This window comes from Xenorhabdus santafensis, from assembly GCF_033949405.1.
Classification (GTDB): domain Bacteria; phylum Pseudomonadota; class Gammaproteobacteria; order Enterobacterales; family Enterobacteriaceae; genus Xenorhabdus; species Xenorhabdus santafensis.
Map to the genome: position 1 here is coordinate 26,700 of NZ_VCDN01000001.1, position 13,658 is coordinate 40,357.

Annotated in this window: 11 protein-coding genes; 7 read left to right on the top strand and 4 right to left on the bottom strand. The window is 43.7% G+C overall.

All coding sequences use genetic code 11. The annotated features are described in order from the left end of the window. Positions 1 to 467: 467 nt before the first annotated feature. On the top strand, positions 468 to 1,844 hold the full coding sequence (locus FE392_RS00140; protein ID WP_319928212.1) for an APC family permease: 1,377 nt from the start codon (positions 468 to 470) through the stop codon (positions 1,842 to 1,844). Between the two features lie 266 nt (positions 1,845 to 2,110). Continuing rightward, on the top strand, positions 2,111 to 3,856 hold the full coding sequence (gene dld / locus FE392_RS00145) for a D-lactate dehydrogenase (protein WP_319928213.1): 1,746 nt from the start codon (positions 2,111 to 2,113) through the stop codon (positions 3,854 to 3,856). Positions 3,857 to 3,960: 104 nt separating this feature from the next. On the opposite strand, the gene sbcB is transcribed toward dld, so the two are convergent. Then, positions 3,961 to 5,391 (bottom strand): exodeoxyribonuclease I, encoded by a 1,431-nt coding sequence (gene sbcB, locus FE392_RS00150; RefSeq protein ID WP_319928214.1) that lies wholly within the window; start codon positions 5,389 to 5,391, stop codon positions 3,961 to 3,963. Between the two features lie 312 nt (positions 5,392 to 5,703). Between sbcB and FE392_RS00155 the strand changes: the two genes are divergently transcribed. Both FE392_RS00155 and tmaR read left to right on the top strand, forming a co-directional pair. Next, positions 5,704 to 6,114, top strand: coding sequence for a GNAT family N-acetyltransferase (locus FE392_RS00155; RefSeq protein ID WP_319928215.1), 411 nt, complete (start codon positions 5,704 to 5,706; stop codon positions 6,112 to 6,114). A 93-nt stretch (positions 6,115 to 6,207) separates the two neighbouring features. Continuing rightward, positions 6,208 to 6,528, top strand: a complete 321-nt coding sequence (gene tmaR, locus FE392_RS00160; protein WP_319928216.1) for a PTS system regulator TmaR — start codon at positions 6,208 to 6,210, stop codon at positions 6,526 to 6,528. Between the two features lie 84 nt (positions 6,529 to 6,612). Here tmaR and FE392_RS00165 read toward each other — a convergent pair whose 3' ends face one another. Both FE392_RS00165 and rne read right to left on the bottom strand, forming a co-directional pair. Further along, positions 6,613 to 7,239: an SDR family oxidoreductase gene (locus FE392_RS00165; protein WP_319928217.1), complete on the bottom strand. Its 627-nt coding sequence runs from the start codon at positions 7,237 to 7,239 to the stop codon at positions 6,613 to 6,615. A gap of 168 nt (positions 7,240 to 7,407) precedes the next feature. Further along, a complete protein-coding gene (gene rne, locus FE392_RS00170) occupies positions 7,408 to 10,692 on the bottom strand; it encodes a ribonuclease E (protein ID WP_319928218.1) in 3,285 nt (1,094 codons plus the stop codon). Between the two features lie 561 nt (positions 10,693 to 11,253). Here rne and rluC point away from each other — a divergent pair. Further along, positions 11,254 to 12,210, top strand: a complete 957-nt coding sequence (gene rluC / locus FE392_RS00175) for a 23S rRNA pseudouridine(955/2504/2580) synthase RluC (RefSeq protein WP_319928219.1) — start codon at positions 11,254 to 11,256, stop codon at positions 12,208 to 12,210. Here the strand turns inward: rluC and FE392_RS00180 are convergent. After that, positions 12,204 to 12,797: a Maf family protein gene (locus FE392_RS00180; RefSeq protein ID WP_319928220.1), complete on the bottom strand. Its 594-nt coding sequence runs from the start codon at positions 12,795 to 12,797 to the stop codon at positions 12,204 to 12,206. The genes rluC and FE392_RS00180 overlap by 7 nt on opposite strands. A gap of 143 nt (positions 12,798 to 12,940) precedes the next feature. Here FE392_RS00180 and yceD point away from each other — a divergent pair, with 143 nt between their 5' ends. Beyond that, on the top strand, positions 12,941 to 13,465 hold the full coding sequence (gene yceD, locus FE392_RS00185) for a 23S rRNA accumulation protein YceD (RefSeq protein ID WP_319928221.1): 525 nt from the start codon (positions 12,941 to 12,943) through the stop codon (positions 13,463 to 13,465). A gap of 12 nt (positions 13,466 to 13,477) precedes the next feature. Further along, a complete protein-coding gene (gene rpmF, locus FE392_RS00190; RefSeq protein WP_004247080.1) occupies positions 13,478 to 13,648 on the top strand; it encodes a 50S ribosomal protein L32 in 171 nt (56 codons plus the stop codon). Positions 13,649 to 13,658: the final 10 nt, after the last annotated feature.

Sequence of the window (13,658 nt, forward strand, 5' to 3'; positions counted from 1 at the left end):
GCATTCACTCAGTAAGAGCCGATTCTGTAAGGCTCTGTAGTGTAGTAAAAAATAATAAATTTTTTAGTGTCTAGCGCTTGCTATTTCAGTACTTGAAGTGCAAAATGCGTGCACTAAAAAATAACTGGTGTGTAAAAATGCACCAGTTATTTTTTTTGCAATCGAGTTATTTTTTACCACACAAAGAGGCCGGAGCTTGTTCCGGATCGATACTGACCATAAGCAACCATAATTGAAAGCGGGTTGCTGTACTGAGGAATAAAAAATGGAGCAATTATTCTCTTTTGCACTTGTGCCAATTGGCGCTCGTTGCTGCAATGATGACTATGGGGCAGGCCTCTCTGCTAGTTCATCCTCCTCTAATTCTTCTTTCTTTTCTGTCTATAGACAGATGCGAAGTCTACCCAGTAACTATCGATTAAGTAGTTGTAGTAGTACCCAGATCGAAGTTATGGGAGGTTTCGCTCATGTCGCATAATTCAATCACTTTTGACACTACTCAGACTCGTGCTAATAATCGCGTTCAACTAAGAAGAACGTTGACCCTGTTTCAGGTAGTTATGATGGGGCTTGCATATATGCAGCCAATGACTATTTTTGACACGTTCGGCATTGTTTCTGGTCTGACTGGTGGACATGTTGCAACATCTTACGCTATCGCATTAATCGCAATTTTATTTACAGCTTTAAGCTATGGGAAATTAGTAAAACGCTTTCCGTCAGCAGGTTCTGCCTACACATACGTACAAAAATCAATAAATCCCCATCTTGGGTTTATGGTAGGTTGGTCATCCTTGCTGGATTATTTGCTCATGCCAATGATCAATATCCTGTTGGCAAAAATTTATCTCCAAGCCATTTTTCCAGGAATCGACCCTTGGGTCTTTGTGGTCAGCTTGGCGGTATTGATGACAGTGTTCAACCTGAGTGGCATTAATGTTGTGGCAAATCTCAACGGCCTGATCGTGGTTGTACAAATTGCTGTTATGGTGGTCTTTGTCGGTTTATTAATGTATGGCGTACATCATGGTGAGGGTGCTGGAACACTGTTCAGCATGCGACCATTTACGTCAGAAGAAGCCAAATTGATCCCAATGATAACCGGGGCGACGATACTTTGTTTCTCTTTCCTCGGGTTTGATGGTATCAGTTCATTATCTGAAGAAACACCAAACGCAGAAAAGGTAATTCCAAAAGCGATTTTCCTGACTGCATTAATTGGTGGAGCTATCTTCATTGCGGTGTCTTATTTCCTACAACTCTATTTCCCAGATATCTCTCGGTTCAAAAACCCTGATGAATCTCAGCCAGAAATTATGTTGTTTGTTGCCGGCGCATTCTTCCAGGCGATTATTCTAGTATTCTCCTGCGTAACTGTAATGGCTTCTGGTATGGCTGCCCACGCAGGCGTTTCCCGTTTGCTTTATGTAATGGGCCGAGACGGAGTGTTGCCTGAGAAAGTATTTGCCTATGTTCATCCGAAATGGCGTACTCCGGCCATTAACGTCATCTTGGTTGGCATTGTTGCGTTATCCGCCGGCTGGCTGGACTTGGTGACGGCAACTGCATTGATTAATTTTGGTGCGCTGGTGGCCTTTACTTTCGTGAATCTGTCGGTCATTTCACAATTTTATATTCGTGAACGCCGCAACAGCACTTTGAAAGATACACTGAATTTCTTGATCCTCCCTTTGCTTGGCGCTGCGACAGTCGGTGTCTTGTGGATGAATCTGGATGAACACTCCATGGAGTTAGGTCTGATTTGGGGTGGAATTGGTTTACTGTATATGTTCTTCCTGACGCGCAGCTTCCGTCAGCCGATGCCACAATTCAGTGAATCATAAGAGCCAGTGGCTCATAAATAGAAAGAACCCCTTATATTTGAAACAGCACCTTCGGGTGCTGTTTTCATTTTGCCTACTATTGGCCTATTGCTTACAAAATATAATGAAGTACCCGAAAGCATCACAGCGTATCTTGTAGACTCTGAGTCTAAACGTGAGCAAGAAATCAGTAAACGAAAAGAAACGGGATATAATAAGTGATAAGTAGCCACATCTTATTTCATTAAAAGCCTGTTTGACTGGTGCCATAAGGTAAGAGGAACATTATGAATGATGTCAACAACTCTCAAGATCAGCAGATAATCGCCACTCTTACGTATATTGTCGGAACGCCCCATATTCTCACTGAATCTCAGAAAACAGAACGTTACCGTAAAGGCTTTCGTTCTGGGCAGGGAAATGCGCTCGCGGTTGTATTTCCGGGCTCGCTATTAGAGTTATGGAATGTTTTCAAGGCTTGTGTCGACACGGATAAAATTATTTTAATGCAGGCCGCCAATACGGGATTAACAGGGGGTTCTACTCCGGATGGCGATAACTATGATCGTGATATTATCATTATCAATACGCTCCGAATGGATAAAATACAGCTCCTTACCTCGACCAATCAAGTTATTGCTTTCCCCGGCAGCACTCTGTGGCATTTAGAAAAAGAACTAAAACCACTGGGGCGTGAACCTCATTCGGTCATTGGCTCATCCTGTATTGGCGCGTCTGTCATTGGCGGGATCTGCAATAATTCAGGAGGCTCATTGGTTCAACGTGGCCCCGCATATACTGAGTTGGCGCTGTATGGTCGTGTCAATGAAAAAGGTCAGGCTGAACTTATTAACCATTTAGGCATTGCGTTAGGCGATACACCAGAAGAAATTCTGACTCGTCTGGAGGCTCAACACTATCGTACGGAAGATATTCAGAGTAGCGACAGGGTAGCTTCTGACCATGAATATCTACAACGTATCCGAGACGTTGATGCTGATACACCAGCACGGTTTAATGCTGATGAACGCAGGTTATTCGAAACGTCTGGTTGTGCCGGTAAGCTAGTGGTTTTCGCTGTTCGTCTTGATACTTTTCCGGCTGAGTCCTCTTCGCAGGTTTTCTATATTGGCACCAACCAACCACAAGAATTGACGGAATTACGTCGTCATATTCTCTCAAACTTTCGGCACTTACCCGTTGCGGGGGAATATATGCACCGGGATATCTTTGATATCGCGGAAATATATGGAAAAGATACCTTTGTCATGATTGACAAATTAGGCACAGATAAAATGCCAAAATTTTTCAATCTGAAAGGGAGGATGGATGCCATGTTTGGTAAGGTACCATTTTTGCCTTCGCATCTGACTGATCGTGCTATGCAGGGGTTGAGCCGTTTATTGCCCTCCCATTTACCCCCTCGTTTAAAAGAATATCGAAATCGTTTTGAACATCATTTGATGTTAAAAATGTCCGGTGATGGCATTAAAGAAGCAGAAGAGTGGCTGGAAAATTACTTCAAACAAGCGGGGGGCGAATATTTTGCCTGTACGCCTGAAGAGGGGACAAAAGCATTTTTGCATCGCTTCGCAGCGGCTGGGGCTGCAATTCGTTATCAGGCAGTCCATTGCAAGGATGTAGAAGATATTCTGGCATTGGATATAGCCTTGCGGCGTAACGATCATGAATGGTTTGAATCCTTGCCTCCTGCAATTAATGAAAAACTAGTGCATAGCCTTTATTACGGGCATTTTATGTGTCACGTATTCCATCAGGATTATATTGTCAAAAAAGGTACTGATATTAAGGCGCTGAAAGCGGAAATGTTGGCAATATTGAATCAGCGTGGAGCAGAATATCCTGCTGAACATAATGTTGGGCATTTATATCACGCTAAACCTCAGCTTAAGCGATTCTATCAAATGACGGATCCGACAAATACGTTGAATCCGGGCATTGGCAAAACCTCCAAACTGAAAAATTGGGGAAAGGGACATGACTGCCAAGATATTGAACATCACCATGACTGACTTGTTTTTGCAGTGAAAAAAGATGAAAGAAATAAGGGAGCAAAAAGACAAAGTTTCTGTTTTGTCTTTTTGCTTGATTAATAAAGTAAAATAATTAGAAAAGTTTACTCAGCCAGTTGGATTGCGTAATCAACCAGTGCTTTTAGCTGACGACATTTATCTTCATCGGATTGATATTCAACAAAAAGCGCTTCAATAGTGGCAAGGTATTGGCTGATACTCTCTTGTGTGAAGAGATCCTGACGATGATGTAACCAGCGTTGTTGTTCATCGTAATCCAGGGTCGCCGGGTAATTTCTGGCTCGATAGCGGAATAACAATGCCTTAATACGCGCATCCTGAAAAGTTAAATCCAAGGCTGGCAAGTTCTGTGGAGAAGTTTCCCGAATAATCTCCATGGCAGTTTTATCGGCATCGCCGAAAAATCCGCTATATAGCTTGGCATCAACATTATCAGATTCAGGAAATTCTTCGGGATGCGAAAACAATTCAACAACCTTTTCCCTGATTTGTGGGTGATTGCGCAAAATAGCCAAGTTTTTCTCACATTGATTGCGGTCTAATCCGACTCGCTCTGCATCTTCTGACCGTAATGTATTCTCTGGCGCGATAATAGGGCACTTATTGATATGCACTAACTTGATAGGAACCGGGCTTTGATCTGGCTGTAATTCATCGCGTCGGGTATATAAACGTTCACGTAGTTTATCTGCACTGAGTTCCAGTAGTGGAGTAATATCACCTGCCAAATCACACATGATAACAGCATTGCGATTCGTCGGGTGCCATGCCAAAGGGGCAATAAGGCTAATATTGCTGCGTAAAGTCCCAAACATTCCCGATACATGAACCAAAGGTTTCATTTGTGGAATATCAATTTGATTGCTGATTTTTTGTTTATTTCTTAATTGGAAAAAGTAATCGAATAAGCGGGGCTGGGCTTTTTTCACCAGCTTTGCCATGGCGATGGTAGCGTAAACATCGGACATTGCATCATGGGCATGGCTGTGCTCAACACCGTTGGCTTTTGTCAGGTGTTCCAATTTGAAACTCGGCAGCCCATCATCATTTTCCGGCCAGACAATCCCTTCTGGGCGCAAGGCATAGCAAGCACGTAATACATCAAGTAAATCCCAGCGGGAATTACCTTTTTGCCAACTATAAGCGTACGGATCGTAAAAGTTACGATAGAAAATGTTACGGCTAACTTCATCATCAAAACGAATATTATTGTATCCAAGAATACACGTGTTGGGTCTGCTGAAGGCTTCATGGATCTGACGGGCAAATTCAGCCTCATTGACCCCTTTTTTCAATGCCAACTGCGGTGTGATTCCCGTAATCATCACCGCTTCAGGGTCGGGAAGGTAATCATCAGCGGGAGCACAATACACCACCAAAGGCTCTTCAATGATATTGAAATCACTATCGGTGCGAACTCCCGCAAATTGGGCTGGGCGATCTAAGGCAGGATGTTTACCAAACGTCTCATAATCGTGGAAGTAGAAACTTTGTTGTTCTTTACTGGTGTTCAATGTTGTGTATTCTCCGTCGCCGCCAATTAAATCATGTCGAAAATGCGTACCAAAAGCTGTGCATACCAAAAACTGCGCGTACTAAAAACGATGGCTCTCAGTAACACGAAATTGCGAGTTATACATGGTAAACCATATTTTGGCTAATCTGAATTAGCAGATCTGAATGTTTGTGGCATGGAAAGAATGAGCCGGCTCAGCGAAAGCCAGAAGAGTGACATTTGGGCTATTGAACGATTTAATTCCAATGTATTATTTGGGAGTAAACGCCCTATTTTAATCTCGTGAATCCTCTAATTAAACAGGATGATAATGATGGTAGAAATTACAGACACACTTCCGACACCCAAAGAGTATGTCACATTGCGTGAACGCGCTGGGTTATCAGCAAAATCCATAGAAGCTGCGCAGAAAGGATTACCTAACTCACTGTTTGCTGTTTACTTACGTGTTCAAGGAAAACTGGTTGGAATGGGGCGTGTTATTGGTGATGGCGCATGTTTTTTCCAAATTGTGGATATTGCTGTTGATCCAGATTATCAGGGGCAAGGGCTTGGTAAAACAATTATGGCTCGGATTGATGCGTGGTTGGAGGCACAAGCATTATCAGGCTCTTATGTTTCTTTGATTGCAGATAAACCCGAATTTTATGCAAAGCTCGGTTATCAATTGACGGACCCAGAAGCACAGGGAATGTACCGGCGTTTAACGCCTAAATCCTAAAAATTATCGAAACTGACTTGTCTATACGTTGCCTGAAATTGTATTGTGGGGTTAGCATAATAAATTATCAGTCAGATTAAAAAGGTGTAAATAATGGACAACACAAATAAACCAACATTCCATAATGTACTGGAGTTTGTGCGCATATTTCGTCGTAAAAACAAATTGCAACGCGAAATTGTCGATAATGAGAAAAAGATCCGCGATAACCAAAAGCGTGTATTACTGCTCGATAATTTGAGCGATTACATTAAACCGGGCATGTCGATTGATGATATTCAGGGAATTATTTCCCATATGCGCAGTGATTATGAAGAACGTGTTGATGAATATATCATCAAGAATGCTGAGCTATCTAAAGAGCGCCGTGAATTATCTAAAAAATTGAAAGCGATGGATGGTGGGGTTAAATAAGCTTTCAGTTGCCAATATTGGGTTTGATAAAGATAACCACGCCATTGCGCGTAGTTATCTTTTTTGGCTTTGGTGATAGGAATATCAATTCCAATGCGGTTTGAGTTCAGGATCGACCAAGGCGTAAATTTGATAATAAGTGTGTTCATCATCTGCCATCTGAGCTAATTGCTCCGCGACATCGATACGGCTTACCATGCCATGAATTTCATCTTGATAGCGTTGGCAATTTCCAGTGCCAGACTGATCGGTCAGGCCGCCAGGGCGAATAATGGTAAAATCCAGTGTACTGGTTTGCAAATAACTTTCCGCCAGTGATTTGTGCCTGACTGATTGCCCGAATAGTGATTTTGCTCGCTGCGATAACGTCTTCCAGCTTTCTCCACATCCGATGGATGTCACCAATAGCATGCGTGAAACCTGAGATTTCTCCAGCGCATCAATGATGGCGATATTGCCATAATGATCTGAATTGCCGCCGCCAATGGTTGAAAAGACAACCGGATTTTCCCCTGCATTTGCAATCGCTGTTTCTATGCTCTTGTGGTCACAGGCATCACCGAATATCACATTAATGCCCATTGCGCTCAGTTCGGCAGCTTGTTGCTCATTACGAATCAAAGCAGTAACAGGACGGTTTTGTTTGAGTCCGATGATGGCTAAATGTCTTCCAATACCTTTCCCAGCACCAAAAATTAACCAAGGTTTCATAGGCAGGATGCTCTCCATAAAATTAATGAACTTTAAATGATAATTATTTAAGTTTATTGGAATAACCCATTGAAAGAAATGAGATTGATTGTTTTTTTGTGGAAATGGGATAAAAAATGGCTCCTGTTATCAGGAGCCATTGCTTTTATAAGAAGCTACAACTTTCGATTATTTGAAAAATTGTGGTTTAACCATGCCAGAAGTTGCAATATTTGTCGCAGAGTGACCACCCGCTCCACCTTTCCCTTTGAATGGGCTAGCAGGGCGCTGCAATTCGTTAATCACGACGGGCTTTTCCACCAAATCTGGTGCTGGTGCCCTCGTCATTGGGGAATAAGCGTGATGATATTTTTCCACGATAATCGGAGACTCAGTAACCTTTGTCTCTTCCGTTTTAACTTCCTCTGCCTGAGCGCTTGTTTCCGCTGCGACAGTTGGTTGTTCTTCATGATGTTCCTGTTCAACTAAAGGCGACACTATGATTGGATCTGATGCTTCAGAATCACGCACAACCTTGTTATGCAGTTCTTTATTATGAGGTGCTTCATTATGCAAGCTGTCAACCTGCGGAGCTTTATCGTCCGATAAAACTTCTGCTGGATGTTGTTCATCATGACTAATAACCGGCTCTACCGCTTCAGCTTCTGGCTCTTCCGATGCCACAACAGAAGAAGATTCTTCAGCTAATTTAGCATCCTCATGGGTTACAGCAGCTTCATGATGAACAGCGATCTCTAGTTGTTCTACCACTTCCGCACGAGTTTCCATTGGGCTTGGTGAAGGCTCTGTTATTGCCGGAATCAAGATCACATTTTCTTGTTGTACCGGAGCAGCTTCGTCAACGGTTTCAACAGCCGCTGGCATTTCAGCTTCGGCCGTCGTCACTGGTGTAACTGGATAACGAACCCAAACTTTGCCTGATGCCAGTTCTGGTGAAACCACAGCCATTTCTAACGGTACTGGAGATTGAGTCAAACTACGTTCGTCACGATAACGGCGACGGCGTTGACCGCTGACACGCAGATGGCGCGGTGAACGGCGGGAACGGCGTGGCATGGTGTTATCTTGCTGCTCGTTATTTTGTGAGGCAGCATTTTGAGGTGCATCGTTCTGGGAAGCCATGTCCTGAGCAACCGAATTCTGCGATATTGCAGGTTGGTTTGCTGCTTCAACATGAGTATCAATAATGGCAGGTACAGAGACTTTTTTCTCTTCTCCGACATTGGTTGATACCGTTTCTGGCACGATGGCTGGCAAAGCAGCGACAACTGCCTCTTTTTTCACCTCATCAGTTATACGTATTTTTTGCTCAAGCTGGCGGCGTTGGCGGCGAGGCATGACTGGCTGGCGCTCTTCCGCTTCTTCCTCATTTTGTTCTGGTTTGCTTGCTGCTTGTTCAGCCTTGGCTTCCAGTTGCTGCTGACGTTTTTCTTCCTGACGACGGCGTTGACGTTCTGCACGTTGCTCACGGCGTTGTTGTTGCTGAGCTTCGCGTGCTTCATTGTCTATCGCAACGTTTTCTTGTGCATTAGCATTATTTTTCTGCTGTGTATTGCGGCCCTTACGTTGTTCATCGCGCTCGCGGTTATTGCGATTTTCATTTTCGTTGCGATCACGGCGTTGGTTTTGACGGCGTGGATTGCGACGTTCTGATGAGCGGCGATTATCATTGCCAGAAGGCTTTTTGTTGCTAGCTTGAGGTTGTTTCTCTTCTTCAGCACTGAATAATTTTTTCAGAGCGGTGAGGAAACGGCTGAACAAACCTGGAGTAGCAGCTTGCTTCTGATTGCTGACAACTGCTTTTTTATCACTTCTGGCTTTTGCTGTAGCCGCAGCAGGAGCATCTGCTGGAAGATCAAATGTCGAAATAGCGGGTTGTTCTGGACGCTTACGTTCGTTCTGGCTGTCATCCGGAACATTTGCCATTTCTGCATCATGCAATTGTGGAAGGTGGTAACTTACTGCAGAAATTTCTTCGCCTTTACGCACACGCAAAACAGAGAAGTGCGGCGTTTGCATTTGGTCGTTTGGCACAATAACAACGCCGACACCTCCTTGACGATGTTCAATGGCATTGACAGCCCTGCGTTTTTCATTCAACAAATAGGAAGCAATTTGTACAGGAACAATCGCATGAACCTGATGTGTATTTTCTTTTAGTGCTTCTTCTTCGATTAGGCGCAGAATAGACAAAGAAAGTGATTCGTTATCACGAATAGTCCCAGTGCCGCTACAGCGAGGGCAAACGTGATGGCTGGATTCCCCCAGTGATGGGCTTAAACGCTGACGGGACATCTCCAACAAACCGAAACGAGAAATTCGGCCAATTTGAATACGGGCACGATCTTGGCGCACGGCATCACGCAGCCGGTTTTCAACTTCTCGTTGGTGGCGTACGGGTGTCATGTCAATAAAGTCAATGACAATCAAACCACCGAGATCACGTAAACGCAATTGACGCGCAATTTCATCTGCGGCTTCTAAATTGGTATTGAAGGCAGTTTCTTCGATGTCGCCACCGCGGGTTGAGCGTGATGAGTTAATATCAATGGCAGTTAAGGCTTCAGTCGTATCAATAACCACTGAACCGCCGGAAGGCAAGCGAACTTCACGCTGGAAAGCTGACTCAATTTGCGATTCTATTTGATAATGGCTGAACAGGGGAACTTCACCACTGTATAACTTGATTTTACTGGCAAAATCCGGGCGCCCCAGCGCAGTGATATGCTGGCGGGCCAAATCAAGGATTTTCGGGTTATCTATCAAGATTTCCCCGATGTCTGGACGCAGATAATCACGGAAGGCACGTACAATAACATTGCTTTCTTGATGGATCAGGAATGGAGCAGGATGGCTGTCTGCGGCTTTTTTGATAGCTTCCCAGTGTCTTAGTCGGAAATTTAAATCTCCTTGTAAGGCTTCTGCGGATTTGCCTACACCTGCGGTACGTACAATCAGCCCCATCCCTTCAGGAACTTCGAGCGAGGAGAGTGCTTCTTTCAGTTCAATGCGATCATCGCCTTCAATGCGGCGAGAAATACCGCCGGCCCTTGGGTTATTGGGCATCAGAACCAGATAGCTACCGGCCAGACTAATAAAAGTAGTTAAGGCTGCCCCTTTATTTCCACGTTCTTCTTTATCAACCTGAACGATAACTTCCTGACCTTCTTTAAGGATATCCTTAATGTTAGGGCGGCCGTGCGGGTGATAATTACTTGGGAAATATTCGCGAGCAATTTCTTTTATGGGCAAGAAACCGTGTCGCTCTGCACCATAATCAACAAAAGCAGCTTCCAGGCTAGGTTCAATTCGTGTAATTTTACCTTTATATATATTGGCCTTTTTCTGCTCGTGCCCAGGGCTTTCAATATCCAAATCATACAGACGTTGCCCATCAACAAGGGCGACACGCAACTCTTCCTGTTGGGTTGCGTTGATTAGCATTCTTTTCATTCTAACTTACTCATTATTTTTTACATTGGTATAGAGCTGCGAGTAAAAAAGATGAGCTACTGGTTACCGATGGCCTCGTGTCTTTTACAAAACCGTCAGCCTCACGGCTATCGTTTGTATAGAGGCGCCTATTTGCCGGCGAGTCTGGATTTCATTCAAATACAGTACTCTATTTATTGGGGAATACTGTAATTAAGCCAGCACAGATTTTACCCAATCCAGTAAGCTGCAACTCGCAGCCCATAAATTGTTTGATTGAACATTACGTCTTACGCCATTGCTGCGCTTTTGTTCGATCAAACAGATAACAAACAATTTCAATCTTGCCATTCATAGTTTAGTGAACTGTGGCCAGAAAGCATTATTCCATTGCTTTTGGGGTGATAGCAAGGTGACTTTATCGCTTTGGGGTTTTTTTATCAGGAAATAGTGATAAGTTGTTAATCTTTGGTCTTTAAATAAAGACATTCATACCAATGAAGTAGAAAAGCATGGATGTTATTTAGTCACATTGAAAAAATTGAGTGGCGCTCTGTTTGTTGGATAATTAAAATCTCGCCCATGAAAACAAATAATCAAATTGTACAATTTGTCACTATTGATGACGATGAGGCCGGTCAGCGAATCGATAATTTTTTGCTGGCTCGTTTAAAAGGTGTACCTAAGAGCATGATCTACCGGATTCTGCGCAAAGGTGAAGTTCGAGTTAACAAGGGCAGAATCAAACCCGAATATAAATTGGCAGCAGGAGACACCATCAGGATCCCTCCGGTCAGAGTATCAGAGAAACAGGATCCCCCTGTATCTGCAAAACTGGGCAAGGTTGCAGCACTGGCTGAGTGTATTTTGTATGAAGATGACTATATTCTGGTCATTAATAAACCGTCCGGAACAGCAGTTCATGGCGGCAGTGGGTTGAGTTTTGGTGTTATTGAAGGGTTGAGGGCATTGCGCCCTGAAGCCCGTTTTCTTGAGCTGGTGCATCGCCTTGACCGCGATACCTCGGGCATTTTATTAATTGCAAAAAAACGCTCTGCGTTGCGCGCCCTTCATGAACAGCTGCGCTTGAAACAGATGCAGAAAGATTACTTGGCGCTGGTACGCGGCCAGTGGCAATCCCATTGCAAAGTGGTTGAAGCTCCTTTGTTGAAAAATATTCTGCAAAGCGGGGAAAGGGTAGTAAAAATCAGCAGCGAAGGTAAACCTTCTGAAACACGCTTTAAAATTGAAGAAAGGTATACATTTGCGACTTTGGTGCGGGCAAGCCCGGTTACAGGTCGAACGCACCAGATCCGGGTACATACATTACATGCGGGTCATCCTATCGCTTTTGATGATCGCTATGGTGATAGAGCATTTGATGCACAATTGGCAGCGACGGGTCTTAACCGGCTGTTTTTGCACGCAAGTTCCCTGAAGTTTACCCATCCATCTACGGGGGAAACTTTACGTTTCGAAGCCCCGCTGGATGATAAGTTAAAAACTTGTTTAAGAATATTGCGGCAGAATAATCAATGAGAAGAGTCCGTCAGAGGGTTAAGCCCCTGACGGATCAGCATATCTGTCAGGGTAATCAATGGCAGGCCGATTAGAGTGTTTGGATCTCTGCCATCAAGTTTCTCAAATAATGTGATCCCTAAACCTTCACTTTTAAAACTGCCTGCACAATTAAAAGGTTCTTCTTTGTTTAAGTAACTGATGATTTCTGCGTCGGTAATTTGTCTAAAATAAACATGGAAGAGTTCACAGCGGGTATCTGCACTCCCGGTTTTGCTGTTAAATAACGTAACACCAGTATAAAACGTGACACATTTCCCGCTGGCTTTTTGTAGTTGCTTGAACGCGTTTTCAAAATTATGTGGCTTGCCTGTAATTTTGTTATCTAAAACGCAAACCTGATCTGAACCTATAATTAGGTGGTTGGGATAATCACATTGCAATGCGGTCGCTTTTGCATGTGATAGCCGCATTACCAACTGTTCTGGTTTTTCATTTTCTTGTGGCTCCTCATCGACATTAGGAGAAGCACAAGTAAAAGATAAACCCAATTTTTCCAATAATTGGCGGCGATATACAGAAGTTGACGATAAAACAATCGGAAGCATCATTTTTCCATAAAATACGTAGAGAAATATTCGCGGACATTTTAAACTATGCGTCGCTTAATAAGCGAATATTTGGCGGAAAGGTAAGATGTGTGGCCTTTTTCTTTGACTATGTCTCATTACAAAGATAATATGCGCGCCTTATGCAGAAGGTAAAATTACCCCTGACCATTGATGCACTTCGAGCTGCCCAGAAAAGATTAGACTACCAAGGTAGTTATTCTGCTGAGCAAGTTCGTCGCATTGCAGAAAGTGTGGTCAGTGTGGATGGTGATGTAGATAGCTCACTATCGTTTGAAATTGATAATCAGCGTCTGGCTGTTGTAAAAGGGCATTCCGATGTGGATGTCACGCTTGCCTGTCAGCGTTGTGGCAGTAATTTCAGTCATCATGTTCACACAACGTATTGTTTTAGCCCGATCGTCAATGACGAGAAGGCCGAGGCATTACCGGAAGAATATGAGCCAATTAACGTTAATGAATTTGGCGAAATAGATTTACTGGCAATGATTGAAGATGAAATAATTCTGTCTCTGCCGGTAGTTCCGGTACATGATTCTGAACACTGTGAAGTGTCCGACGCGGACATGGTGTTTGGTGAATTGCCCGCTGAAGCGGAAAAACCAAACCCATTTGCCGTATTAGCCAGTTTAAAGAAAAGTACTTAAGGAGTAAGGTCAATGGCCGTACAACAGAATAAACCAACTCGTTCTAAACGTGGTATGCGTCGCTCTCATGACGCACTGACTGCAACACATGTCTCTGTAGACAAAACTTCTGGTGAAACTCACCTGCGTCACCACGTGACCGCTGATGGCTACTACCGTGGCCGCAAGGTAATCAACAAGTAATCTCAGCTAA

Excerpts from the sequence above, each read along its gene's own strand:
- rluC (WP_319928219.1), top strand. The coding sequence starts at position 11,254 with ATGAAAACAAATAATCAAATTGTACAATTTGTCACTATTGATGACGAT.
- FE392_RS00155 (WP_319928215.1), top strand. The coding sequence starts at position 5,704 with ATGATGGTAGAAATTACAGACACACTTCCGACACCCAAAGAGTATGTC.
- tmaR (WP_319928216.1), top strand. The coding sequence starts at position 6,208 with ATGGACAACACAAATAAACCAACATTCCATAATGTACTGGAGTTTGTG.
- FE392_RS00165 (WP_319928217.1), bottom strand. The coding sequence starts at position 7,239 with ATGAAACCTTGGTTAATTTTTGGTGCTGGGAAAGGTATTGGAAGACAT.
- FE392_RS00140 (WP_319928212.1), top strand. The coding sequence starts at position 468 with ATGTCGCATAATTCAATCACTTTTGACACTACTCAGACTCGTGCTAAT.
- rpmF (WP_004247080.1), top strand. The coding sequence starts at position 13,478 with ATGGCCGTACAACAGAATAAACCAACTCGTTCTAAACGTGGTATGCGT.
- dld (WP_319928213.1), top strand. The coding sequence starts at position 2,111 with ATGAATGATGTCAACAACTCTCAAGATCAGCAGATAATCGCCACTCTT.
- yceD (WP_319928221.1), top strand. The coding sequence starts at position 12,941 with ATGCAGAAGGTAAAATTACCCCTGACCATTGATGCACTTCGAGCTGCC.
- rne (WP_319928218.1), bottom strand. The coding sequence starts at position 10,692 with ATGAAAAGAATGCTAATCAACGCAACCCAACAGGAAGAGTTGCGTGTC.
- FE392_RS00180 (WP_319928220.1), bottom strand. The coding sequence starts at position 12,797 with ATGCTTCCGATTGTTTTATCGTCAACTTCTGTATATCGCCGCCAATTA.